This is a genomic window from Vibrio parahaemolyticus, from assembly GCF_900460535.1.
In the GTDB taxonomy this organism is placed as follows: Bacteria; Pseudomonadota; Gammaproteobacteria; order Enterobacterales; family Vibrionaceae; genus Vibrio; species Vibrio parahaemolyticus.
The window spans coordinates 1,378,293-1,402,149 of sequence record NZ_UHIL01000001.1; the positions used below are offsets into that span (position 1 = coordinate 1,378,293).

Consider the following 23,857-nt stretch of genomic DNA (forward strand, 5'->3'; position numbering starts at 1 on the left):
TTTTTACAAAATATCTACGCTTTGAATGCGAATCTTCTACATGTTCGACATGCTTAGCGTAAATTATGTGTTGAAAGGCCGGTTTTGCAGTTCAAAACCATCAGAATTCACTTGTAAAACTGAGCCTTGCGTATACCAGTCCCCTAAGACGATGCGCGTGTTTTTAGCACCATTTGCGTCAAAAAAATGTGTATTTGGGCGATGAGTGTGGCCATGAATCATCAAGTTGACGCAATTCTGAGACATCACTTTTTCAACTTCGCTTTGATTCACGTCCATGATATCTAAAGACTTCATCTGTTTATCGTCGCGAATGTCTGATTGAACTTTAGAGACAATTTTTTTCTTTAAACACCATGGGATGCGTTTAAAGATCCATTGTAACCAAGGTTGATGCACAGTTTTACGAAATTTCTGATATTCCACGTCATCAATACACAGGGTATCGCCGTGTAAAATCACCGCTTTTGTGCCATATAAGTCGATGGTGCAAACGTCATCAAGCAAAGTGATGCCCGTTTCTTTACAAAAGCGTTCGCCCAACAAGAAGTCACGGTTGCCTTGAATAAAGAAAACCGGGACACCTTGGTCGGTGAGCGTTTTGAACTCGGTACGAATTTGGTTTGCAAACGGTGTTTTGTCATCATCACCAACCCAAAACTCGAAAAGATCGCCTAATACATAAAGAGCTTCGGCATTTTTGGCTTCCGTACGCATAAATGTAATGAAACATTCTGTGATGTCAGGACGTGACGGCGTAAGGTGCAAGTCTGATATAAATAATGTCGTCATAGAAATAAGGGGAGGCGAAGCCTCCCCAATTACTTATCTCTTGGGAATAATTCGCAAGAATTACTCTGCGATTGTAGTACCAGTGATTACCACGTCTTCTAGTGGTACGTCTTGGTGCATGCCGTGAGAACCAGTGCTAACGCCCTTGATCTTGTTTACAACGTCCATACCTTCTACAACTTCACCGAATACACAGTAACCCCAACCATCTAGGCTTTCGCTACGGAAATCTAGGAAAGTGTTGTTGTTTACGTTGATGAAGAACTGAGAGCTTGCAGAATGTGGTTCCATCGTACGAGCCATAGCAATCGTACCTACTTTGTTGCTTAGGCCGTTGTTTGCTTCGTTCTTGATAGGTGCACGTGTTGATTTTTCACGTAGACCTGATTCCATGCCGCCGCCTTGGATCATGAAACCGTCAATAACACGGTGGAAAAGAGTGTTGTCGTAAAAGCCGTCGCGGCAGTACTGAAGGAAGTTTGCGCTTGTCTCTGGCGCTTTCTCTTCGTTTAGTTGAATCTTGATGTCACCAAAATTAGTGTGAAGGGTGATCATGCTACTTTCCTTTACTGTGTTGTGTTGAGCCCGAGATTCTAGCCTAAGTTATAACGCATTAAAAACTCGAGAAGAGTAAATTCTTCGTTTTGTGCTTGAAGTTTAGCCGATTATCGTTTTATCGGTTAATTGCTATTACCTAATAAGGTCGGACTTGATATACTCGACGTTCTTGTATTCATTCACAATCATAGATAGAGATCATGTTAAAGATATATAACACACTCACAAGACAGAAAGAGGAATTCAAACCAATTACAGCCGGTAAAGTTGGCATGTATGTCTGTGGGGTAACCATCTACGATCTCTGTCACATCGGCCACGGCCGCACCTTCGTTTCTTTTGACGTAGTATCACGTTACCTGCGCTACCTTGGTTACGACCTAACGTTTGTTCGCAATATCACAGATATTGATGACAAAATCATCAAGCGTGCAGCAGAAAACGGCGAATCTTGTGAATCACTTACAGAACGTTTGATTGGCGACATGCACGCAGACTTTGACGCGTTGAACATGAAGCGTCCTGACGTTGAGCCGCGCGCAACTCAATTTATCGCAGAAATCATCGAATTGGTTGAAAAGCTTATCGAACGTGGTTTCGCATACGTTGCAGACAATGGCGACGTCATGTTTGAAGTGGGTAAGTTTGACGAGTACGGCAAGCTTTCTAAGCAAGATCTTGATCAGCTTCAAGCTGGTGCTCGCGTTGATATCGAAACAGCAAAACGCAGCCCACTAGACTTCGTTCTTTGGAAAATGTCTAAACCAGGCGAGCCAACATGGGAATCTCCATGGGGTCCAGGTCGTCCAGGTTGGCACATTGAATGTTCAGCAATGAACTCTACGATCCTAGGCGATCATTTCGATATTCACGGCGGTGGCTCTGATCTACAGTTCCCACACCACGAAAACGAAATCGCACAATCTTGCTGTGCACACGACACTAAGTACGTAAATACTTGGATGCACAGTGGCATGGTGATGGTAGACCGCGAAAAGATGTCTAAATCTTTAGGCAACTTCTTCACTATTCGTGACGTTCTTGGTCACTACGATGCTGAAACCGTGCGTTACTTCCTAATGTCTGGTCACTACCGTAGCCAATTGAACTACAGTGAAGATAACCTAAACCAAGCACGCGCTTCTCTTGAGCGTCTATACACTTCTCTGCGTGGTCTGGATTTAAATGCAGCACCTGCGGGTGGTGAAGAGTACGTATCACGCTTTACTGCTGCGATGAACGACGACTTCAACACACCAGAAGCATACTCAGTTCTGTTTGATATGGCGCGCGAAGTTAACCGCCTTAAGACAGAAAGCGTAGAGAAAGCGAGTGAACTTGGTGCGCTAATGCGCGAACTAGCAGACGTGATTGGTATTCTTTATCAAGATCCTGAAGCTTTCCTAAAAGGTAATGCTGGCAACGATGATGAAGTCGCTGAAATTGAAGCGCTAATCAAACTGCGTAACGACTCGCGTGCTTCGAAAGATTGGGCAAACGCCGACATGGCACGTGATAAGCTGACGGAAATGGGCATTGTCCTTGAGGATGGCCCAGAAGGCACAACGTGGCGTCGTAAGTAATTGAATCTTTTAAAAGGGCTGATGATTCAGCCCTTTTATTTTCCAATTTCATCAATAAAATTTTAACTTTAGGTAATGCTCTGTGGCTCAGATGTATTTCTATTACTCAGCAATGAATGCGGGTAAATCGACAACTCTTCTTCAATCTTCATTTAACTACCAAGAACGCGGTATGACGCCAGTGATTTTCACTGCGGCGTTGGACGACCGCTATGGTGTAGGCAAAGTAAGTTCTCGTATTGGTTTACAATCGGACGCGCATTTGTTCCGTCCAGATACGAACCTATACCAAGAGATTGCAGCCCTGCATGAAGTCGAAAAACGTCACTGTATTCTTATTGACGAGTGTCAGTTCCTATCGAAAGAGCAGGTTTACCAACTTACAGAGGTAGTGGATAAGCTGCATATTCCAGTACTTTGCTATGGTCTTCGTACCGATTTTCTTGGCGAACTTTTTGAAGGCAGTAAGTACCTACTCTCTTGGGCTGATAAGCTGGTTGAGTTGAAGACGATTTGCCACTGTGGCCGAAAAGCAAACATGGTTATCCGCACCGACGAACACGGAGTCGCAATCAAAGAAGGTGACCAAGTGGCGATTGGTGGCAACGACCGTTATGTCTCGGTTTGCCGTCAGCACTACAAAGAAGCCCTAGGTAAATAAACCTATCCATTCAGCTTCAAAGCAATACAGAAAAGCCACCGAACTCGGTGGCTTTTTAATTGTTCATTTCGCTCAGAGGAGATCAAAACCGAATCGCTCGAACAAGACTTGATAAGATGAATCCACTTGCTTTGGAATGTCTTGCTTAGTTTGAAATCCTTTTTCGGGATAGCTTTTGACGCGGGAAAAATCTTCCATCAGCGCTTCTAACACCATCATTAGCGGCATGTCTTCGTTGATGTATTCGAAGAATGGATGAGCGGTAGAACTGACTTGCACTTGCGAGTAAGGCGATTGCCATTGCTTCTCAAACGTAGCGATGGCGCGGCGTTCCATAAATGGCTTTTGCACTAAAATAATCGATTCGCATTGGATGCTTTTCTCTTTTAATAACTGCTCGGTGAAACGGACGTTTTCTCCACTATTGGTTGAACGTGTTTCTACTAAGATGGCATCGCTTGGTACGCCAGCTAAACGCGCAATGTCTGAAAATGTTTCGGCTTCACTTTTTTCAAACAAACCATCAGTAAAACGGCCTTCACCTCCGGAGAACACAATCAATGGTGCGAGTTTTTGGTGGTAAAGCGCAGCGGCGTGCTCAGCAACTCGCACGTCGTTACTGCACATAACAAACAAGCAGTCGGCAGGCTTTAAATCCTGTTTTAGCTGCATGTAATCCCAAAGCGTTTCTATATGTTGATATAACTTCATAGTGCATCCAGCGTTGAATTGAATCGGAATTGATACCCAAATGAAACCAGTTTGTCCGCTAAAATGCGTTTATCGGCATCTTCTGTAACGGGAGGTAGCGAAATCTCTGCGCCACTTTTGGTGATTGCTGCTTGGTAAAACTCAGCTTTGCTCACCGTGTGAGGCGTTGTGACATTGATGATCTGATTACTCAGGTGATCCAATGCAAATTGTGCCACAGCGACTGCGTCACTTTGATGAAGCATGTTGGCTGGGGCTTTACGGCTGACTTGTTTTAGGCGCATGGCAAAGCGAGCGGGGTGTCTGTCTGGGCCAATCAAACCACTGCAACGTAAGATGGCGTAGTTTATGCCAGAGTCGATGACGGATTGCTCCGCTTCGAGCATGATTTTCGCATTGTCAGAAAAGTGAGGGTGGGTTTGCGCGAGAGCGAGCGATGCGGATTCTTCTTTCATCTCCGTTGGTAAATTAGGGTAGACCGTTGTAGAGCTGATCATGACGAGCTTTTCAATCGCATTCTGTTTTGCCGCTTTAACTAACGTTGACCATTGCTGCGCATACTCTCGACCAGACCCTCTACGAAACCCAGGTGGAAACGCGCCAACAATACGCTCGATATGATTCGACTGAATTATTTCATCCAGTTTTTGCGCTGCGTTTTCATCGTTGAGATCAAGCAGGGCGGCGTTAGCAATAGTGGATGGCCGTTCATCTAACCGAGCTTGGCTACGACGCGTAATAACTACATCATGTCCCTCGACTAACAAGGCTTGCGCTAGCGGAGTACCAAGCCAACCTGCACCTACAATCAATGTGTTTGCCATTATTTATCCTACTTAATTGTTTGCTCAAAGAGAGTAATGAGCTCTGCTTTGGCTTGTTGATGGAGGGGATCAGAATGCCATTTTTGATGCTGAATCAGGTCAACATTGACTTGCCAAGCCAGCTTTGTGAAATCATCCCCAACTTTTTTTAACGTGTTTGGTGAGTCTGCGACTAAGTGCTCCGGCAGGAAGCACCATCCAAACCCTTTGTTCGCTAATTCCAACAAAATGTAGTAGTTATCAGCGTACCAGATATCTGGGCTCAATGCTTGGTTGAGGCTACCTGGCTCTGCACTCTTTGAGCGTATCACCAGTTGGCGATATTGTTTGAGTTGATCGATATGGGTAATTCGCTGAGCCGCTAATGGGTGATCGGAAGAGACATACACATCGAATGCGATATTACCAAGATTGGTGAAATCGATATGCCTAGGCATTTGCAGATCGCTCAGAATAATTCCGGTGGTCGCACGTTCAGATTTCACCAGTTCAATAATGTCTGGGCTAGATGCCGTTAAACATTCGACTTGTAGTTGCGGAAATTGTTGCTCTAGGTTTTTAAGCACATCCGGTAATCGAGTCAGCGGAATCCCTTCATCAATCGCGAGAACAAGCTCGCTCGCCTGCGCAGAAAAGAGCTGAGTCGCTTTATTGTTTAATCGGTCGAGTTGACTGATCGCTGCTTGCGCGTAAGGCATCAGAGCATGGCCGTTCTCGGTCAGTTTGGGATAACGGCCGGAGCGATCAAACAGATCGACACCACAGTCGAGTTCCATGTTCATAATGTGTTGGCTTATCACGGATTGGGCTCGACCTAACTTTCTCGCTGCTGCGGAAAATGAGCCGGATTCGGATGTGGCAACAAACGCCTGCAATTGTTCGATAGTAAACATATCGTTTTTACCGATGGTATCTAACTTTTTATTATCTCAATCATAGATAAAATTTCAGTCATTGAGTAGAACAAATGGGTAGATAATCATGACTCGTAACGAACGAATTTTCCACGCAGTACTTTTTGAATTGATGGCGTTAGCGATCATTGTGCCTGCAGCTGCGTTGATCACAGGCAAAGGTTCAAGTGATTTGGCGTTAGTAGGGATCGGTTTGAGTTTGTATACCGTAGTTTGGAACTACATTTACAACTTGTACTTCGATAAGTGGTTTGGTAGCAACCGAGCAGACAGAAGTTTAGCAATGCGCCTTGGTCACACTGTTGGGTTTGAAGGTGGGTTGATCTTTATTTCTATACCTGTGATCGCATGGTTCTTGGAGATTACGTTCCTTCAAGCATTGATGCTCGAAGCGGGGTTTCTAGTCTTCTTCTTGTTTTACGCCACAGGCTTTAACTGGTTGTACGATAAAGTTCAACCGTTTGGGAAAATGAGAAAGTTACTGGTGTAGCCGAGTGAGCTTCCCCAAATGCGATTGGAGTAACTAGAAAAAAGCCACCGTATTTCGGTGGCTTTATTGGTCAGTGGGCGGTAGTTATTCTGCAGAAAGTACGCGTAAGATTTTGTCTGCGTGTTCTGCAACTTCAATGCCTTCGTCGGTTAGATAACCACCATCAGGTTGCGTACACAATTGCTTTTGGTAAAGACGCGCAACTGCTGCTTGCATCTCTTCTGAGGCATCTGAATGAACTTTAATGCCTGTCGCTGCACTGCTTAAATCGAATTGAAGAAGAAGGTTCAGTTCGGCGATGTGTTCAGCTGAATATTTCATAGATAATTCCTTTGCGCTTTTTTATCCAAGCTAGTCTTAAAACCAGTGTTGAGCAACACAAAACAACAAGAAGTGTTAACTGCATTGCTATCAGACTGATATAACGTGGAATTTTTGTTCGAACGCTGAGTATCTTGTTTAATATCAATGATAGTTAAGACAACAAACTATAGTTGAGTTTTATCGATTTCCGTCTCACCAACAACATTTTTAGTAAACATGAAAAATAGCCCTTGAAAAAGTCAGGAAATGGAGCGATTATCCGCGCCTCTTTAATTGTTTCTAAATGTTACACTTCCATGAACTTCAATCAGTTTGACTCTTTATTGCCACCTCAGGCTGCTGAACGTGCCGCCGAAGTAGGTGTAGGCAAAGCAACGAAAGCTCCAATCAAATCTTTTCTGCTCGCCATTTCTGCGGGGCTTCATATTGGTATTGCTTTCATTTTCTATACCACAGTAACGACAGGCGCGGGCGATCTGCCTTGGGGCATCACACGACTCATTGGCGGTCTAGCATTTAGCCTTGGTTTGATTTTGGTGGTGGTTACTGGTGGCGAGCTATTTACCAGTTCGGTTCTGACTCTGGTTGCGCGTGCGAGTGGCAAAATTTCATGGAAAACGCTGGTTAAAAACTGGTTTGTGGTTTATTTCGGCAATATGGTTGGCGCTATTTTGCTGGTGGCGTGTATGTTGGTGACAAAGCAATACATGTTCGATCACGGCCAAGTTGGTCTGAATGCCATGGCCATTTCACAACATAAGTTGCACCATGGTTTTTTTGCGGCGGTTGCACTTGGCATCATGTGTAACGTGTTAGTTTGTATTGCGGTTTGGATGACATTCAGTGGCCGTACATTAACAGACAAAATCGCGGTAATGATTTTGCCAGTAGCGATGTTCGTCTCCGCTGGTTTTGAGCACTGTATTGCGAACATGTTCCAAGTTCCAATGGCTATTGGTATCAAATACTTTGCGCCAGAAGCCTTCTGGCAAATGACAGGTGCTGATATCGCAAATTATGCGGACTTGAACATGATGGGCTTTATCGTTAACAACCTTATCCCAGTCACGATCGGTAACATCATCGGCGGCGGTGTGTTCGTCGGTATGTGGTACTGGATGATCTATCTACGTGATGAAGACAAACATCTGCGATAGAGCCCAAAGAAAGAGAAAGGCGAGCTAAGTAGCTCGCCTTTTTTGTACGTCGTATTTGGGTGAAAGTGCTTTCTAAATCAGCTCTTCATTGATTCCAAATTCGTTTGGCAACCATTGAGATGTTATCTCTTGTGGCTCTTGCACAAGCCATTCAACCGGCAAGTCAGACAGTAACTCATCGTGTTTTTCCGCCATGATCAATACGTCCATGATATCTGCTCCATTTTGTCTCTAAGCACAATGTAGAAGCCGAAGATGTCATTGAGTTGACTAAAATGTGACCATTGCATGTTGATAAGACAGGAGACTCAGAAATGTGGCTATGTTTCTGGTTGCGTATATCTTTTGGTGGCTTATCCACATTTTCTGTGGATAACCTGTATCAAAGATCGTGAGTATCTCTGAAGATCCAGAAAATTTCATAAAATTAGGGGGTTATGTGGCCAATTACTGACCTCGCTTCATTCCATCAACTGGGCGTACTTTGACCGTAACACGGCCTTCTTTTGTTTGTACAAAGCTCAATGTCATTTCAAGTGTGATGGCAACAGAGACGCTCATCATGACAAAAATAGCTAGCATGATGACCAGTTGATATTTAATGGCAACCAATGGGCTTGCGCCCCCTAGGATTTGCCCCGTCATCATACCAGGAAGCGTGACAAGGCCCATCGTGGTCATTGAGGCTAGTGTTGGCGCTAACGATTTTCTCAGAGCCTCCTGAACGAAAGGAAAGGAAGCGTATTTAGGGGCGGCACCCAGTGAGATGGCAGCTTCGTACTCAGATTTACGCTCTTCAAAAGCAGAGAATAAGTTTTGTAGCGCGATGATATTACTGCTCAGACTATTGCCTAACAGCATGCCTGCCAATGGGATCATATATTGTGCATTGTAAAGCGGAGTAGGACGCACCAAGCCAGCGGTGATCGCAATTAGTAGTGGAAACAAGCCACATACAAGCCCGGTGAGAAGTGGCAGCATGAGCGGCTTTTTCGGTAAACGTGCTTTCCCTGCAATGGAGCTTGCTCCTACGACGAGCATAATCGCAAGCCAAAGTAAGTTGATGATCAAGCTGTTTAATTGAAAGAGATATTCAAGATAAACCCCGATCAGAACGAGCTGTAAAGTCATACGCACAACGCTGACTGATGCATCTTTCGCGATGCCTAATCTATAGCGTGCATTGATCGCAAATGGCACTAACAGAATCAAACTGAAAGCCGCTAATTTTGCCCAACTAATGTCCACCACACTGTTCATAATCACTCCTTGAAATTGCCGCTTAGAATTGTAACCAACCCCATTCTCTATATGAATCTCAATGGGTAATTTTTGCTTTTTTCATGGTGGAAATTGCGAGAGGTTTTATAAAATGTTTTTTATCATTTTGTTTACAAGTCATTATCTTTCTCAGGAGTTTGAGTAATTTTTCGGCACGAATTTTACCGCTCAAATGTAATTCATGTTTTGTAAATGTTGCAAGTTTAACAAGATTTTAAAAGACTTATTTTTTCATATCTGTTCATGTTTTTTAATAAATAATATCAATCCAACATAACTCCGGATGAGCTCAAAAAAGTGTTGAATTACAAGGCTTGAAGGGAGTTATTTGATTGAACCTTACTATTAGTATGGTCTAACATTTTCAATTAGAGATTGTAAAAACTTAAGCTTGGTTACACGGGCTTTTCAATAACACTAGATACAAAATAGGCAAATGTATGAGTGATGTTAATAAAATTGAGAGTGGCGAAAAACGCTCACTGGAGTGGAAGTCTTTCCTCTTCATTGCAGTTGTTCTCTTCCCAATTCTGAGTGTGGCTTTCGTAGGCGGCTACGGATTTATCGTTTGGGCACTACAAGTGTTCTTCTTTGGTCCTCCAGGCGCACACAGCATGTAAGCCAGTGAGCTCACAACCACACTTTTGAAAAGATTTTAAGAGAGCAAATAATGAAATCATTAATCATTAAACTGTGGCGTACGATGACGCGCCCGGCAGTTCATATCAGCCTTGGCGTGCTGACTATGGGCGGTTTCATCGCTGGTGTTATTTTCTGGGGTGGATTTAACACCGCGCTAGAAGCAACCAACACTGAAGAATTCTGTATTAGCTGTCACACCATGCGTGACAACGTATACGTTGAGCTGCAAGACACGGTTCACTGGAAAAACCACTCTGGTGTTCGTGCTACTTGTCCTGACTGTCACGTTCCTCACAACTGGACTGACAAAATCGCTCGTAAAATGCAGGCTTCTAAAGAAGTATTTGCGCAAGTTTTTGGCAACTACTCTGAACCCGGCGTTTTCGAAGAGCGTCGTATCGAACTTGCTAAACACGAATGGGATCGTTTCTCTGCAAACAAATCTCTAGAGTGTAAAAACTGTCACAACTACGAGTCTATGGACTTCGAGCAAATGTCTCCAACCGCTCGTATCCAGATGAAGCAAGCGGCAGAAAAAGATCAAAGCTGTGTTGACTGTCACAAAGGTATCGCGCACAACCTACCAGCAGGTATGGATAGCATCGGCGGCATCGTGGGTGATCTAGAGCAAATGACATCAGGTACTGACTACGCAGTAGGTCAAGAGCTCGTAAGTATTCGTCACCTTCCAATTTACTTTGACGCGCAAGGCGCGAAAGAAGCGGGTCTTCTAAACCCTGCATCAACAGTAAAAGTTCTGGAAGATAAAGGTGACTTCATCGAAATCGAAATTGACGGCTGGCGTAAAGCGAAAGGCTTTGGTCGCGTAATTCAAGAAGATTTCGGTAAGAACATTGCAACTGCGTCTCTACTTAAAGAAGCGTCTACAGACAGCAACATCGTTACGACTGGTGAAAAACGAGTGGACGAGCTGACTGGTCTTCCTTGGGAGAAAGTGGCAGCGAAAGTATGGATCAAGAAAGAGTCTATGCTGAACGACATCAACCCTGTATGGGAAAAATCGAAAGAAGCATACAAAACAAACTGTTCTGTATGTCATACACAACCAGCTGAAGCGCACTTCGATGCGAACACCTGGCCAGGTATGTTCGACGGCATGCTTGCGTTCGTTAACCTAGATACAGACAGTGAAGCACTGATCTTGAAATATCTACAGAAGCACTCTTCAGATTATGCTGAAGGCCACCACTAATAAGCGCGGATTGGAGTAATTTAAATGGCTATTACACGAAGAAGTTTTCTTAAAGGTGTAGCAACCACAAGTGCAGCGTCAGTTATCGGTCCAAGCTTATTGGCGTCAGCTTCTGCAAACGCAGCTGAGTCGACTGGTACTTGGAAAGTAACAGGCTCACACTGGGGCGCGTTCCGCGCCCACATCTACGCGGGTAAAGTTCAAGAGATCAAACCGCTAGAACTAGACAAAAACCCAACAGAAATGTTGAACGGCATCAAGGGTATTATCTACAGCCCTTCACGTGTTCGTTACCCAATGGTTCGTCTAGATTGGTTGAAGAAACATAAATACAGCGCGGATACTCGCGGTAACAACCGTTTCATCCGTGTGACTTGGGATGAAGCTCTAGACTTGTTCTACCGTGAGCTAGAACGTGTTCAAAAAGAATACGGTCCTTGGGCTCTGCATGCTGGTCAAACTGGTTGGAACCAAACAGGTTCATTCAACAACTGTACCGCGCACATGCAACGTGCAGTAGGTATGCACGGTAACTTCATCACTAAAGTAGGCGACTACTCGACTGGTGCAGGTCAAACCATCATGCCTTACGTACTTGGTTCAACTGAAGTTTACGCACAAGGTACGTCTTGGTCTGAAATCCTTGAGAACTCAGACAACATCATTCTGTGGGCAAACGACCCAGTGAAAAACCTACAAGTAGGTTGGAACTGTGAAACTCACGAATCATTCAAGTACCTTGCAGAGCTAAAAGAAAAAGTAGCGAAAGGCGAGATCAACGTTCTGTCTGTTGACCCAGTTAAGAACAAAACGCAACGCTACCTAGAGAACGATCACCTGTACATCAACCCGATGACAGACGTAGCGTTCATGCTGGCTGTGGCTCATGTTCTGTACAACGAAAACCTGTACGACAAGAAGTTCATTGATACTTACTGTCTAGGCTTTGAAGAGTTCATCCAATACGTTCAAGGTAAGACAAAAGACAAAGTAGAGAAGACACCAGAATGGGCAGCGGCTATCTGTGGCGTGAAAGCGGACAAGATTCGTGAATTCGCACGCATGCTAGTAAGCGGCCGTACACAGATCCTGATGGGTTGGTGTATCCAGCGTCAAGAGCACGGTGAGCAGCCATACTGGGCGGCGGCTGTGGTTGCGGCAATGGTTGGTCAAATCGGTCTACCTGGTGGTGGTATCTCTTACGGTCACCACTACTCAAGTATCGGTGTGCCTTCTACTGGTTTCGCTGGTCCTGGTGGTTTCCCTCGTAACCTTGACCAAGGTATGAAGCCGAAGTGGGACAACAACGACTTTAACGGTTACAGCCGTACTATCCCAGTTGCACGTTGGATCGACTGTCTGCTTGAGCCAGGCAAAGAGATCAACTACAACGGCGGTAAAGTGAAACTGCCAGACTTCAAGATGATGGTTATCTCGGGTTGTAACCCATGGCACCACCATCAAGATCGTAACCGCATGAAGAAAGCGTTCCGCAAACTTCAAACGGTTGTAACGATCGAGTTTGCTTGGACTGCAACATGTCGCTTCTCTGACATCGTTCTACCTGCGTGTACGCAATGGGAACGTAACGACATCGACGTGTACGGTTCATACTCGAACAAAGGTCTGATCGCGATGCATCGTCTCGTCGATCCATTGTTCCAATCTAAGCCTGACTTCCAAATCATGAGTGAACTAACTCAGCGTTTTGGTCGCCGCGAAGAATACACTCGTGGTATGAGCGAGATGGAGTGGATCGAAAGCCTATACAACGATTGTAAGAAAGCGAACGAAGGCAAGTTCGAAATGCCAGAATTCAATGAGTTCTGGGAGAAGAGCGTACTAGACTTTGGTGAAGGTAAACCTTGGGTTCGTCACGCGGACTTCCGTAAAGACCCTGAGCTTAACCCTCTAGGTACACCGTCTGGCTTCATCGAGATTACATCACGTAAGATCGGCCGTTACGGTTACGAACACTGTCAAGAGCACCCAATGTGGTTCGAAAAATCAGAGCGTTCACACGGTGGCCCTGGCTCAGACAAATACCCGTTCTGGTTGCAGTCTTGTCACCCAGACAAGCGTCTGCACTCTCAAATGTGTGAGTCTGAAGAGTTCCGCGCGACATACGCGGTGCAAGGTCGTGAGCCTGTTTACATCAACCCAATCGATGCAAAAGCAAAAGGCATTAAAGACGGTGACTTGGTACGCGTATTCAACGGCCGCGGTCAGCTACTAGCTGGTGCTGTTCTAACTGACAGTTACCCACGTGGCGTTATCCGTATCGAAGAAGGCGCATGGTACGGCCCACTAAACGAGAAAGAAGGCGCAATCTGTACTTACGGTGACCCTAATACGCTAACGCAGGACATCGGCTCTTCTGAGCTTGCTCAAGCGACTTCTGCGAACACATGTATCGTAGACTTCGAGAAGTTCACAGGCAAAGTACCGCCAGTGACTTCATTCGGTGGTCCAATCGAAGTTGCTTAATTAGTGCAATTTGCATAAATCGAAATACCAGCCTTCGGGCTGGTATTTTTTTAACCAAAATTTCAGTGAGCGTTATCTCAATAACCGTTTTTGAGCGTCAGAGTGCATGGATTCGTGACGAAAATAACGAATTGCTCGCATCATTCACAGGATAATGAAGTCATATTCAAAAGGCTTCACGCGCAACCAAGCATCGTGGGGTCAACTGGACACAAAACAATAATAATCAGTGAGTAGATGCAATATGGCTCAGACCATTCAGTTAGCCAACCATTCCGAAATGACGATCATCGATAACGATCTGCACGTGGATGTGATTGGTAATCAAGCCCATTTCTCTTTCTCTGGGCTTCACAATAAGACCTTTACTGACCGTGAAGTGCTGTTCGAAATGCCGTTTCTATACGAGCACGAAGCCAACGTGATTGGTGATGGTTTTCAAATGTTGGCGCAAACGTCAGGAACGATCACGCACCCGATTGAAATAGGTCGATGCCCCGACAACATTCCCCCATACCGTGTGTACTCGCAACATGCACCTAAGCGTTACTACAACTATCTAGTGATTGAGGATTCTGCTGGTTACACCTTGTTTGGCTTCACGACGTGCCGTCGATTTGCTGGTTACTTTGATATACAACAGCGAAATGGGCAGTGGATACTGACCGCAGCAATTGATGGTGAACACACGCAAGTGGCGGATTGGGAACACAATCAACTTGAGTCCATTACGATTTTAACTGGCAACTCGCTATCCGATCTGTATCAAGAGTTCAGCGAGATGATTGCCGCGCATCATCCTATTCGCAACGGTGTCACGCAGGATGCACCGATAGGCTGGTGTTCTTGGTATGCGTACTATGCCGATGTGACCGAGCAAAATGTTTTAGAAAATGTTGATTGCATGCAAGACAAGCTCGAAGACTTAGAATGGGTACTTCTGGATGATGGCTATCAAGCGTTCATGGGGGATTGGCTTACGCCGTCGGATAAATTCTCTGGCGGTGTGAAGGAGCTGATTCAAAACATTCGCGCAAAAGGCAAAAAGCCGGCGATTTGGATGGCTCCTTTCATAGCGCAGCCAGAATCTGAGGTCTTTAAGCAACATCCTGAATGGTTTGTTCGTCATCCTGACGGTCAGCTCCTTAAAGCCGAAGATGTTACCTACGGTGGCTGGCGTTGTACGCCTTGGTATATTCTCGATACGTCTAATCCCGAAGTGCAAGATCATCTAACGCACGTTGTGTCAGTGATGAGGTTAGAGTGGGGCGTAGAGCTGTTTAAGCTCGATGCAAACTACTGGGGAACACTAAAAGGAAAACGTAGTCAGTCTGGTATTACGGGTGTTGAAGCGTATCGATTAGGGATGGCGGCGATCGCCAGAGGAGCAGGAGACGCGTGGTTGCTTGGCTGCAACGCGCCAATGTGGCCATCTTTGGGGCTGGTGGATGCGATGCGTGTGTCTGATGACGTCGAGCGCCATAGCCACCGTTTTGAACAGATCGCTAAAGAGACGTTTTTCCGTAGTTGGCAGCACCGTAAGTTGTGGCAAATTGACCCAGACTGCGCGACGTTTACTTCTCTTGCTAATCAAGCTGCATCACGTGAAGACTACGAGTTTCACCGTACCGTATTATTGGCGTCTGGCGGCTTGCTTTTGTCTGGCGACCCTCTCCCGGAAATCACGCCATTTGCGAGTAAAACCTTGGCGAAGCTGATGTTGCGACAACGACGCAGCCAAGAATCTGCTAAGTTCACGGCGTTAAGTTTGAGCCATGCTTTTTTGAAACTGACGGACAAGAATGATCTACATTGTTTGTTCAATTACGCGAATCATAATGCGACTGAATTTACTCTCACAGCGGATCAGCCCGTTGATTGGTATGACTATTGGACCGGAGAAAAGCTCAACCAAGATCCTTGTCAGTTGCTTCTAGTGAGTGTCGATAGAGGTCTGAATGCCAAAGCAATAGTGACCGCGTAAAGGTCATTGAAAACGACGTATTAAACGAAAAGAGCCACTTGGGCTCTTTTCTTGTTTTTACGCGTTCTTTTTTGAGAGCGTAATAATTAAAACTCAAACATAAAGTAATAGCCATAGCCCACAATGAACGCAGGGATAGAAGAATAGACCGTTGCCATCAATGCCGCTTTGGGAGCCATGGCAATCGCGGGGAACAGTGCATCACCATCGTTAGAAATCGCATTTGCAATCTGCGCGGATAATGGTGCGGCACCAGTAATGTACAAACTGGTGACGAGAATCTGTGGGCCGCAGCCTGGTAGCATACCGATGGCTAAGCCAGCCAATGGCATCCAGATGCCCCAATTTGAAAAGGTAGCAGCCAAATCAACGCCTGAAAAATAGGTCGTTAATTCAAACGCAAGAAACGCCACGATAACCCACGCGCTGACAAAGTTGGTGTCTTGAGCTGCTTTTTGAATCGGGTGTGAATCAACGATTTTTTCATCTTCTGACACCGTCGATTGATAATCTCCCAACTCTTTTGTCATTGCCCACAACGACATGGAGACCACCGCAAATATCGCTCCTAACCATTCAATGCTACTTGGACTCAAATTCAGTAGCTGATTGATATCCACTTGGAATGAGGTCATTACGGCCACCATGCTCGCAGGGATTATCAACCACTTCCAGAATGCGCCTTGAAGATTAATCGCACGTTGCTCTAAAGGCGTGTATCGCTCGCTTTGATGCTGACAACAATGGTGGTGGGCGCTCGCTTGCTTTGGCTCGGGGCGTAGAAAGTCATCAGGATGAAATGCGTTGACGATCAAACCCGAAACCGTACCTACCACAATGCCAAGTGCGACGACGCCAACGCCGACGGACGGTTTTGCCGCGAGTAATAAGAATGCCGCATCGCCCATGGTTGATGTCAGTACGGCTACGATTGCGCCAAATCCTACTCGTCCACTAATAAATTGAGTCGTAACAACAATAGCGCCGCCACAGCCCGGAAGCGCACCGAGTAGGGCTGCAAAAAACACCTGATGATGACGAGAGCGATGATAGAGCTGAGTGATGCGATTCGTCTTCGACATAAAGTTGGAGAGGTAATGATAAATCGCCAAGGTTGCTGCGACATAACAAGATACTGCCCAGAAAGAATCGGAAAGCGTGGTCACTGTGATCTCTCGGGTGTTCTCATTCGCTAATAAGACAAGCATGATAATGGGGATAAGCAGTCGCTTATAAGCTAACTGGAACTGAGTTGGCTGAAATAGCTGCTGTGCGGAGTGCAAAAATCGGGTCGCGTTCATCGTTAACTCAAATGCAAATGGTAATAATTATCATTATATGTAAATGAGATTTATTCGCAATAGGGTTGTGAACTTTTCTTCGTGTCAAACTCCCTCAAATCAGGTAAAGTATCGGCCTTTGTGAGCAAACAGCTTCCACGGCACACCGTGCCATTGTTCGGAAGCGTATCAAATTGACTTGGATAGGAAGAAACATGATTCTAGTTGTAGGTCATAAGAACCCAGACAGTGACAGTATTTGTAGTGCACTAGTTGCAACAGAACTTCTAAAGGCGCGTGGCGTTGAAGCAATGCCAATTCGTCAGGGCGAAATCAACCGTGAAACTCAGCACATTCTTGAAGTAGCTGGCGCAGAAGTTCCAGAACTTCGCACTTCAGTAGCGGGTGAAACCGTTTGGCTAGTAGACTACTCAGATCTAGCGCAAGCACCAGACGACATCGCTGAAGCTGAAATCGCGGGTATCGTTGACCACCACCGTCTAGGTGACGTGATGACAGTGAACCCAATGGAAGCATGGATCTGGCCTGTTGGCTGTACTAACACAGTACTATTCAACATGTTCAAGATTGAAGGTCACGAGATCAAGCCTCAAATCGCTAAGCTAATGATGTCAGCAATCCTATCTGACACAGTAGGCTTCGCTTCTCCAACTTGTACACAAAAAGACAAAGATGCTGTTGCTGAGCTAGCTGCAATCGCTGACGTACAAGATGTGGATGCATTCACGAAAGATCTTCTAATTGCTAAGACAAACATCGAAGGTCTATCTGCGGCTCAACTCGTTGAAAAAGACCTTAAAGGTTACCCATTCAACGGTCGTGACGTAGTGGTTGGTCAGGTTGAACTTGCAACTCTTGAGCAAGTTGACGGTATGATCGAAGCACTAGAAGCGGACCTAGAATCTCGTTGTGAGAAAGATAACCTAGCGTTCGCTGCTGTTATGCTAACAGACATCACAACTGCTCAAACTCGTCTTCTATACAAAGGTGAGTGGGCTGAGAAACTTGTTAAGCACGAGAAAGACGGCATGCTAATGATGGAAAATACACTAAGCCGTAAGAAGCAAGGTTGGCCTTGGCTTCAAACTGAGCTAGCGTAATTTCATTATTACCAGCATATACTGTAAATGCCCGCTTAGCTGCGGGCATTTTTCTATGGGAAACAGGAGACTGATATGTCTGAGCAACTCACCCAAGAACAAATCGATACGATTAATCGCTACAACGAAGAGCAGCGCCTAAAGTATTGTGTCAAAGAGATTGTCGCGAATCGTAAAGTTTGGATTCTTAAAGACGAGCACGGCTGTGTCATGTTAAACACAGAAGACGATGATTGCGTTCCTGTGTGGCCAAATGAAGAATTTGCCAAGCAGTGGGCAACGGGTGACTGGGAAGAGTGTGAACCAGAAGCGATCTCTCTTAACAAATGGCATAGCCGTTGGACTACTGGCCTAGAAGATGATGAGCTATCGGTTGTTGTATTCCCGAATCAAAACGAAGAAGGCGTGGTGTTGTTTCCTGACGAGTTTGATTTCGAACTGCGTAAACAAGCAAGCCGTCGTTAATCTGACTTTACTCGCTTCACCCAATAGAAAAAGCCTGCATGAAAGCAGGCTTTTTGTTTATCGTGAGCCATCTGTTTAGTGGCTTGGCGCTTTGTAGAAATGGCTTTCTACCAAGCGCTGGGTAATCGCATGTTCTGGATTAGTAAGGACTTGGTTTGTCTCTCCAAACTCAACCACTTCGCCTTCGTGCATTACCATCACTTTGTCGGTGATGTGTTTTACGATACCGATATGCTGAGACACGTACACAAACGACAAGCCCATCTCTTCTTGCAGCTCCAAGAACAGGTTGATGATCTGCGAGCGCATCGCCATATCCAAACCGTTTAGCGCTTCATCCGCCACAATGATTGATGGCTGAAGGATGAGTGCACGAGCCAAACACACACGCTGTTTTTGACCAGCAGCAAGCATTTGAGGATAGAAGTAGGCGTGCTCCGGCAGAAGCCCTACGCGAAGCAACGTCTCTTTCACACGTTTCATTCGTGCATCTGGCGGCATGTTGGTGTTTCGTTTCAACGGACCTTCCAAGATTCGTCCAATTTGAATACGAGGATTCAATGACGTGTTTGGGTCTTGGAAAATCATGCGAATCAACTTACATCGCGTTGCGTAATCTTTGTGTTCTAAACGCTCACCATTGACTCGGATCTCACCTGAACTAGGTTCAACAACGCCTGCGAGCATGCGTGCAAGTGTTGATTTACCGGAGCCATTCTGGCCAATAAAGCCAATAGTTTGTCCCGGCTCTAGCGTAAAGCTCACGGGCTTAACTGCTTCATTAACTTGACGTCTGAACAGTCGAGAACGCGTGACAAACTGCTTCGATAAGTTATCGACTTCGAGTAACGCACTCATGACTTCTTCTCCGTGTTCAATGGAAAGTGACAGTTAAACTTATGGTTTTTAATGCGTCGCGTGTGTGGAATTTCAACACACTGTTTTTGCGCGTACGGACAACGCGGCCCTAATCGACAACCAATTGGCAGATGCTGCAAAGGAGGGATAGACCCAGGTAGCGATTGCAGTTTCTGCTTGTGCGGTACCCAATCATTAAAATCTGGCATCGCTTTTAGCAGCGCGTCAGTGTAAGGGTGTTTAGGTGCTTCGATGATTTTGTCGGTGTCGGCAGATTCAACCGACTGACCACAGTACATGACGGTAATTCGGCTTGCCCATTGCGTGATGGTAGCCAAGTCGTGACCGATCAGCAAAATCGTGGTGTTGTTGAGCTGGTTCATTCGGCTCAACAAACGCAGAATCTGCGATTGAGTGATGGGGTCCAAGTCGTTAGTTGGTTCATCGGCAATCAACAATTTAGGTTTGGTTGCGATGGCCATGGCGATCATGACTTTTTGACATTCACCATCTGTTAGCTCGTACGGGTAGCTGCCCATCAAGCGTTTGTGATCTTTGATACCAACTTTGTGCAGTAGCGCAATGGCCTGTTTTTTACGCCATTTGAATCGCTCCCACCACTTGCCTTCAAAGGCGCGAGAGGGGATAGACTCAATTAATTGACGTCCTACTTCTTCGGAAGGGTCCAAACAGGTTGAGGGTTCTTGGAAGATCATCGCGATATCGCGGGCAATGACGCGTCGACGCTCTTTCGGCGTAAGCTGTAAAAGGTCGATGTTGCCCAAGCGCATTCGGTCTGCGGTGATTCGCCAGTTGTCCTTACAAACCCCCACGATCGCTTTCGCAACTAAGCTTTTACCTGAGCCAGACTCGCCCACCAAGCCTCGGATTTCACCTTCGTTGAGCGTTAGGCTCATTCGGTCGACGGCTTTCACCATCCCTTGTGGTGTTTCGATCTCGATAGTCAGATGTCGAATATCTAATAACGGCATTATTCGATCCCCGCATTCAGCGCTTGGCGTACACCTTCACCTACTAAGTTTAAGATAATTACGGTGAACATGATGGTCAGACCCGGAAGCGTCACGGTCCATGGTGCGATGTAAATCAGCTCGACGGAATCACCCAAAATGGCACCCCATTCGGTACTCGGTGCTTGAGCACCCAAGCCAAGAAAACCAAGAGCTGTGATATCCAAAATGGCCGCCGACAGAGCGAGAGTAATCTCTGCTGCAATGACGGTTAAAATGTTTGGAAGAATCGAGCTCCACAGTAAGTAGAAGTCATTTGCGCCATCTAGGCGGGCTGCCATGATGTAATCTTTTTCTACCTCAGTATGCACGGCAATATACACCGAGCGAATAAAACGTGGGATCAGGGCTAAACAAATCGCCAGCAAGATATTAAATTCACCAAAGCCAAGGAATGCCACAAAAATGATCGCGAGCAATAGCGATGGAATCGACATAACGGTGTCGAGAAGGTGGTTCAAAGTACTGGAAAGCAGACCTTTCGTCATCCCCGCCAGCACTCCGATAAAGCAACCTACGATGGTCGCAATCGCAGTAATGCCAACTGCTGCACCAAAAGTCAGTTGAGAGCCCATGATCAAGCGCGACAGAATATCACGACCTAAGTCATCGGTTCCTAAAAAGTAATCGACGGTGCCCGCTGGTGCCCATGAAGGGGGAACGAGTAACTCACCAGATTGTGCTTGTGGATCAAACGGGACAAGCCACGGAGCTAAAATAGTGATCAATACAATCAAGCCTAAACACCACAAGCCAAACATCGCTAACCCGTTAGCGCGGTAACTACGCCAAAATCGCTCGAACTGAGTTGGAATGCGTTCTTCCTGATAAACGTTATTTGTTAGCATACCATTCCTTTCTCACCAGAGGGTTGATCATGGCGCCAATCAAGTCCGAAAGGATATTGGCAGTTAAAACGAGTGTCGCAAGCACCATTACTCCTGCTTGGATTGAGGCGTAATCTTGATTGGCAAGCGCATCCAGCAACCAGCGACCAATGCCCGGCCAGTTAAAGATCGACTCGGTGATGATCGCTAAAGTGATCATGCTAGATAGCTGAACCCCAACTTTTGGAATGATGGGCGGAATGGCGTTACGCATTACGTGCTGAGTGACGATCTCACGATTCGATAAACCTTTGATTCGGGCTGCGCGAATGTAGTTTTGGCTCATAACTTCTGCAACAGATGCACGCATCAAACCAACAACTTGAGTCGTAGGTGCTAACGCCAGAACCAAACACGGCAGAACCATATGCTCAATGACACTTTGCAGTGCATGAGCTCGGTATTCACCTTTCGCCATAAAGGCGTCAATAATGGCAAACCCAGTCACATGGTCGATTTCGTACAGCAAGTCATAGCGTCCAGCAACAGGGAAGATATGGTATTCCAACGAGAAGACCATGATCAGCAGTAGTGCCACCCAGAAAATCGGAGCAGAGTAACCCGACATCGAAAGAAACGAGATACCAGTGTCTAGCCACTTACCTTGCTTCATCCCTGCAATCGTACCAAGTGGGATACCGATTAAGAGCGAAACCAGAAAGGCGAAAAAGCACAATTCTAATGTGGCAGGAAAAACAACGGCGAGTTCGTCGTAAATCGCATTGCCGTTTTTGCTTAAACCAAAATCGAGCTGAGAAAGGTTAATTAAGTAGCTTTGCCAGCCAGACCAGAACTCAACATTTGCCCAATGTGAAAGCGGGTCAAGGCGCAGCAGAGAAAAGCCCACCAAAGTGAGAATCATCAAAGTGATGAAAAAGAGGTTAAATCGTCGAACGGTGTACCAAAACATCAGTGGATTCTCTCAACTCTATCAAACGGTTGGGCATTGAAAGGGCTCGATTTGAAGCCAGTTAATGACTTGTCGTGCACACGGAATTGAACCCCATGTGCCAACGGAATAACTGGAAACTCTTCATTCAAAATATTTTGTGCCTGACGATACAGGTTTAGGCGGTAACGTTGCTCTTGCGTCTCTAGCGCGAGATCCAGCAAAAAGTCGAAATCATCGTTACACCACATCGAAACGTTAAGGCCCACTCGGTCTGATTCGCACGATAGTAAAGGACGGAAGAAGTTATCCGGATCGCCAGTATCGCCAATCCAGCCAGTAAGGAGCAAGTCGATATCGTTGATGTTTTCAAGATCCACTCGCTCGAAACGGTCGTCGGTGAGCAGAGTCAGCTTGATGCCGATATCGGCGAAGTTCGCCTGAATGAGCTCAGCAGTTTTGCGTGGACTTGGGTTGAATGCTCTTGGCTCTAGCGGCACCCACATCGACAGTTTTAGACCATCTTCGTATCCCGCTTCACGAAGTAGAGCGAGAGCGTAATTTCGGTCATAACGAATTTTCGCACTGTCTTTTTGATACGCCCAAGAGTTCGGCGGCAGCAATGTATAAGCTAGGGTTCCTGTACCGTAATAAACCGAATCCAAGATATTTTGACGATTGATCGCAAGGTTCAAAGCTTGGCGGACTCTTGGGTCGCGAAGTGCTGGAGTCTCGGTATTAATCGCAATAAAGGAAACGTTATTTGCTGGTGTTGCCGTCAATTCAAGGTTTTCATCTTCTTGAATGATTGGGATCTGGCTAGAGATAGGTGAAGACAAAACATCGCATTCATTGCGCAGCAACTTAGCTAACGTGCCAGTACCACGGTGTGAAATGTCGAACACTACCTGTTCCATTTTCGCTGGCGAGTTCCAGTAGTTCGGGTGACGTTCCAAGCGAATCAAATCGTTTACTTGATACTCTTTGAGCTGGTAAGGCCCTGAACCAATAGGGAGTTGGTCGATTTGCTCTTTGTTGTCTTTTGCCGCCAATTGTTGACCGTATTCTGCTGACAGTATTACCGCATGGCTGGTGGCGATGTTTGCCAAGAATGAAAAGTTTGGTTGCGCGAGTTTAAACGTCACTGTGTAATCATCGACAGCAATCACATCTTGCAATAGATTTTGAAAATCTAAACCAGCAAACCATGGATAAAAACCACCACCAACTTGATGAAAAGGATGGTCTACATCAATGACTCGCTTAAAGCTGAATACCACGTCTTTTGAATTTAACGGGCGAGTCGGAGAGAACCACGGTGTCGTTTGGAACTGAACGCCATGTTTGAGCTTGAATGTGTACTCAGTACCTTCCTTGTTCACAGACCAACTTTCCGCAATGCTTGCAATAGGTTGGTGTGTTTTAGGATCAAGCGTGAGTAAGGTGTCGTACAACTGAGGGCTTAACGCCTCGGCTGTAATACCACTGTCTATAAGCTGAGGGTTAAATGTTGTTGGTTTACCTTGCCCACAAAACACAAAACCTGCTTGGCGAATATCGTTGTGATCGATTTCTTCACCACAAGCAGTCAGTAAGCTAATACCAATAAGGCTCAGCGATAATCTTATAAAAGCATTCATAATATGAAATGTTCATTGGATTTTGCTTGTTTCATTTGATCTTACTCGTCCGGAGCTCACAAGCG

24 protein-coding genes are annotated in these 23,857 nt (G+C 45.8%); 10 read left to right on the plus strand and 14 right to left on the minus strand.

The features are described from left to right. Positions 1–63: 63 nt before the first annotated feature. Positions 64–792: a UDP-2,3-diacylglucosamine diphosphatase gene (gene lpxH / locus DYB02_RS07000; protein WP_024702734.1), complete on the minus strand. Its 729-nt coding sequence runs from the start codon at positions 790–792 to the stop codon at positions 64–66. Positions 793–852: 60 nt separating this feature from the next. Next, positions 853–1,347: a peptidylprolyl isomerase gene (locus DYB02_RS07005; protein WP_005495708.1), complete on the minus strand. Its 495-nt coding sequence runs from the start codon at positions 1,345–1,347 to the stop codon at positions 853–855. A 203-nt stretch (positions 1,348–1,550) separates the two neighbouring features. Between DYB02_RS07005 and cysS the strand changes: the two genes are divergently transcribed. Then, positions 1,551–2,933, plus strand: a complete 1,383-nt coding sequence (gene cysS / locus DYB02_RS07010) for a cysteine--tRNA ligase (RefSeq protein WP_005478905.1) — start codon at positions 1,551–1,553, stop codon at positions 2,931–2,933. Positions 2,934–3,015: 82 nt separating this feature from the next. Next, the gene (locus DYB02_RS07015) at positions 3,016–3,594 is read left to right on the plus strand and encodes a thymidine kinase (protein ID WP_005450744.1); all 579 of its coding nucleotides are present in this window, start codon (positions 3,016–3,018) and stop codon (positions 3,592–3,594) included. Positions 3,595–3,666: 72 nt separating this feature from the next. Here DYB02_RS07015 and DYB02_RS07020 read toward each other — a convergent pair whose 3' ends face one another. Genes DYB02_RS07020 through DYB02_RS07030 form a run of 3 tightly spaced genes read right to left on the minus strand, consistent with a single transcriptional unit; the run spans position 3,667 to position 6,022 of the window. Continuing rightward, positions 3,667–4,305 (minus strand): YdcF family protein, encoded by a 639-nt coding sequence (locus DYB02_RS07020; protein WP_029804752.1) that lies wholly within the window; start codon positions 4,303–4,305, stop codon positions 3,667–3,669. Further along, positions 4,302–5,129, minus strand: coding sequence for an NAD(P)H-binding protein (locus DYB02_RS07025; protein WP_029804753.1), 828 nt, complete (start codon positions 5,127–5,129; stop codon positions 4,302–4,304). The genes DYB02_RS07020 and DYB02_RS07025 overlap by 4 nt, the downstream gene beginning before the upstream one ends. A gap of 8 nt (positions 5,130–5,137) precedes the next feature. After that, positions 5,138–6,022: a LysR family transcriptional regulator gene (locus DYB02_RS07030; RefSeq protein WP_005495701.1), complete on the minus strand. Its 885-nt coding sequence runs from the start codon at positions 6,020–6,022 to the stop codon at positions 5,138–5,140. 88 nt (positions 6,023–6,110) lie between these two features. On the opposite strand from DYB02_RS07030, the gene DYB02_RS07035 reads away from it, so the two are divergent. Further along, positions 6,111–6,533 (plus strand): PACE efflux transporter, encoded by a 423-nt coding sequence (locus DYB02_RS07035; RefSeq protein ID WP_015296537.1) that lies wholly within the window; start codon positions 6,111–6,113, stop codon positions 6,531–6,533. Between the two features lie 84 nt (positions 6,534–6,617). Here the strand turns inward: DYB02_RS07035 and DYB02_RS07040 are convergent, their stop codons facing one another. After that, complete coding sequence (locus tag DYB02_RS07040) at positions 6,618–6,854, minus strand: TIGR02647 family protein (RefSeq protein ID WP_005462432.1); 237 nt, start codon at positions 6,852–6,854, stop codon at positions 6,618–6,620. Positions 6,855–7,153: 299 nt separating this feature from the next. Here DYB02_RS07040 and focA point away from each other — a divergent pair, with 299 nt between their 5' ends. Beyond that, positions 7,154–8,014 carry a formate transporter FocA gene (gene focA, locus DYB02_RS07045; protein WP_005462425.1) on the plus strand — a complete coding sequence of 287 codons (861 nt, stop codon included), beginning with the start codon at positions 7,154–7,156 and terminating at the stop codon, positions 8,012–8,014. A gap of 72 nt (positions 8,015–8,086) precedes the next feature. Here focA and DYB02_RS07050 read toward each other — a convergent pair whose 3' ends face one another. Beyond that, the gene (locus tag DYB02_RS07050) at positions 8,087–8,224 is read right to left on the minus strand and encodes a hypothetical protein (RefSeq protein WP_077345686.1); all 138 of its coding nucleotides are present in this window, start codon (positions 8,222–8,224) and stop codon (positions 8,087–8,089) included. 237 nt (positions 8,225–8,461) lie between these two features. Continuing rightward, positions 8,462–9,274, minus strand: a complete 813-nt coding sequence (locus tag DYB02_RS07055; RefSeq protein ID WP_017448340.1) for an ABC transporter permease — start codon at positions 9,272–9,274, stop codon at positions 8,462–8,464. Between the two features lie 461 nt (positions 9,275–9,735). Between DYB02_RS07055 and torE the strand changes: the two genes are divergently transcribed. From torE to DYB02_RS07075, 4 genes are all read left to right on the plus strand, one after another. Beyond that, entirely contained in the window at positions 9,736–9,915 is a 180-nt protein-coding gene (torE, locus tag DYB02_RS07060; RefSeq protein ID WP_029806709.1) for a trimethylamine N-oxide reductase system protein TorE, read from the plus strand. A 50-nt stretch (positions 9,916–9,965) separates the two neighbouring features. Continuing rightward, complete coding sequence (torC, locus tag DYB02_RS07065; RefSeq protein WP_005462368.1) at positions 9,966–11,150, plus strand: pentaheme c-type cytochrome TorC; 1,185 nt, start codon at positions 9,966–9,968, stop codon at positions 11,148–11,150. A gap of 24 nt (positions 11,151–11,174) precedes the next feature. Further along, a complete protein-coding gene (gene torA / locus DYB02_RS07070; RefSeq protein ID WP_005462326.1) occupies positions 11,175–13,637 on the plus strand; it encodes a trimethylamine-N-oxide reductase TorA in 2,463 nt (820 codons plus the stop codon). Between the two features lie 244 nt (positions 13,638–13,881). After that, positions 13,882–15,621 carry a glycoside hydrolase family 36 protein gene (locus DYB02_RS07075; protein WP_025611268.1) on the plus strand — a complete coding sequence of 580 codons (1,740 nt, stop codon included), beginning with the start codon at positions 13,882–13,884 and terminating at the stop codon, positions 15,619–15,621. 86 nt (positions 15,622–15,707) lie between these two features. Here the strand turns inward: DYB02_RS07075 and DYB02_RS07080 are convergent, their stop codons facing one another. Next, complete coding sequence (locus tag DYB02_RS07080) at positions 15,708–16,922, minus strand: putative manganese transporter (protein WP_025506587.1); 1,215 nt, start codon at positions 16,920–16,922, stop codon at positions 15,708–15,710. A 194-nt stretch (positions 16,923–17,116) separates the two neighbouring features. On the opposite strand from DYB02_RS07080, the gene DYB02_RS07085 reads away from it, so the two are divergent. Then, complete coding sequence (locus DYB02_RS07085) at positions 17,117–18,022, plus strand: manganese-dependent inorganic pyrophosphatase (RefSeq protein ID WP_005462364.1); 906 nt, start codon at positions 17,117–17,119, stop codon at positions 18,020–18,022. Between the two features lie 75 nt (positions 18,023–18,097). Then, positions 18,098–18,487, plus strand: a complete 390-nt coding sequence (locus tag DYB02_RS07090; protein WP_005478908.1) for a DUF2750 domain-containing protein — start codon at positions 18,098–18,100, stop codon at positions 18,485–18,487. A 75-nt stretch (positions 18,488–18,562) separates the two neighbouring features. Here DYB02_RS07090 and DYB02_RS07095 read toward each other — a convergent pair whose 3' ends face one another. Genes DYB02_RS07095 through sapA form a run of 5 tightly spaced genes read right to left on the minus strand, consistent with a single transcriptional unit; the run spans position 18,563 to position 23,792 of the window. Continuing rightward, entirely contained in the window at positions 18,563–19,345 is a 783-nt protein-coding gene (locus tag DYB02_RS07095) for a peptide ABC transporter ATP-binding protein (RefSeq protein WP_005462331.1), read from the minus strand. Further along, on the minus strand, positions 19,342–20,337 hold the full coding sequence (locus DYB02_RS07100; RefSeq protein ID WP_005462378.1) for a peptide ABC transporter ATP-binding protein: 996 nt from the start codon (positions 20,335–20,337) through the stop codon (positions 19,342–19,344). The genes DYB02_RS07095 and DYB02_RS07100 overlap by 4 nt, the downstream gene beginning before the upstream one ends. Then, complete coding sequence (locus DYB02_RS07105) at positions 20,337–21,224, minus strand: ABC transporter permease subunit (RefSeq protein WP_029804847.1); 888 nt, start codon at positions 21,222–21,224, stop codon at positions 20,337–20,339. Before DYB02_RS07105 ends, DYB02_RS07100 begins: the two co-directional genes overlap by 1 nt. Further along, positions 21,211–22,173: an ABC transporter permease gene (locus DYB02_RS07110; protein WP_005478933.1), complete on the minus strand. Its 963-nt coding sequence runs from the start codon at positions 22,171–22,173 to the stop codon at positions 21,211–21,213. The genes DYB02_RS07105 and DYB02_RS07110 overlap by 14 nt, the downstream gene beginning before the upstream one ends. Then, entirely contained in the window at positions 22,173–23,792 is a 1,620-nt protein-coding gene (gene sapA, locus DYB02_RS07115; RefSeq protein ID WP_029804849.1) for an ABC transporter substrate-binding protein SapA, read from the minus strand. The genes DYB02_RS07110 and sapA overlap by 1 nt, the downstream gene beginning before the upstream one ends. Between the last annotated feature and the right edge of the window lie 65 nt (positions 23,793–23,857).

Coding starts and splice junctions, on each gene's coding strand:
- DYB02_RS07020 (WP_029804752.1), bottom strand. CDS start 4,305: ATGAAGTTATATCAACATATAGAAACGCTTTGGGATTACATGCAGCTA.
- DYB02_RS07030 (WP_005495701.1), bottom strand. CDS start 6,022: ATGTTTACTATCGAACAATTGCAGGCGTTTGTTGCCACATCCGAATCC.
- DYB02_RS07005 (WP_005495708.1), bottom strand. CDS start 1,347: ATGATCACCCTTCACACTAATTTTGGTGACATCAAGATTCAACTAAAC.
- DYB02_RS07035 (WP_015296537.1), top strand. CDS start 6,111: ATGACTCGTAACGAACGAATTTTCCACGCAGTACTTTTTGAATTGATG.
- torE (WP_029806709.1), top strand. CDS start 9,736: ATGAGTGATGTTAATAAAATTGAGAGTGGCGAAAAACGCTCACTGGAG.
- torA (WP_005462326.1), top strand. CDS start 11,175: ATGGCTATTACACGAAGAAGTTTTCTTAAAGGTGTAGCAACCACAAGT.
- DYB02_RS07095 (WP_005462331.1), bottom strand. CDS start 19,345: ATGAGTGCGTTACTCGAAGTCGATAACTTATCGAAGCAGTTTGTCACG.
- sapA (WP_029804849.1), bottom strand. CDS start 23,792: ATGAATGCTTTTATAAGATTATCGCTGAGCCTTATTGGTATTAGCTTA.
- lpxH (WP_024702734.1), bottom strand. CDS start 792: ATGACGACATTATTTATATCAGACTTGCACCTTACGCCGTCACGTCCT.
- cysS (WP_005478905.1), top strand. CDS start 1,551: ATGTTAAAGATATATAACACACTCACAAGACAGAAAGAGGAATTCAAA.
- DYB02_RS07085 (WP_005462364.1), top strand. CDS start 17,117: ATGATTCTAGTTGTAGGTCATAAGAACCCAGACAGTGACAGTATTTGT.
- DYB02_RS07050 (WP_077345686.1), bottom strand. CDS start 8,224: ATGGACGTATTGATCATGGCGGAAAAACACGATGAGTTACTGTCTGAC.
- DYB02_RS07110 (WP_005478933.1), bottom strand. CDS start 22,173: ATGTTTTGGTACACCGTTCGACGATTTAACCTCTTTTTCATCACTTTG.
- DYB02_RS07055 (WP_017448340.1), bottom strand. CDS start 9,274: ATGAACAGTGTGGTGGACATTAGTTGGGCAAAATTAGCGGCTTTCAGT.
- torC (WP_005462368.1), top strand. CDS start 9,966: ATGAAATCATTAATCATTAAACTGTGGCGTACGATGACGCGCCCGGCA.
- DYB02_RS07080 (WP_025506587.1), bottom strand. CDS start 16,922: ATGAACGCGACCCGATTTTTGCACTCCGCACAGCAGCTATTTCAGCCA.
- DYB02_RS07100 (WP_005462378.1), bottom strand. CDS start 20,337: ATGCCGTTATTAGATATTCGACATCTGACTATCGAGATCGAAACACCA.
- DYB02_RS07040 (WP_005462432.1), bottom strand. CDS start 6,854: ATGAAATATTCAGCTGAACACATCGCCGAACTGAACCTTCTTCTTCAA.
- DYB02_RS07075 (WP_025611268.1), top strand. CDS start 13,882: ATGGCTCAGACCATTCAGTTAGCCAACCATTCCGAAATGACGATCATC.
- DYB02_RS07105 (WP_029804847.1), bottom strand. CDS start 21,224: ATGCTAACAAATAACGTTTATCAGGAAGAACGCATTCCAACTCAGTTC.
- focA (WP_005462425.1), top strand. CDS start 7,154: ATGAACTTCAATCAGTTTGACTCTTTATTGCCACCTCAGGCTGCTGAA.
- DYB02_RS07090 (WP_005478908.1), top strand. CDS start 18,098: ATGTCTGAGCAACTCACCCAAGAACAAATCGATACGATTAATCGCTAC.
- DYB02_RS07025 (WP_029804753.1), bottom strand. CDS start 5,129: ATGGCAAACACATTGATTGTAGGTGCAGGTTGGCTTGGTACTCCGCTA.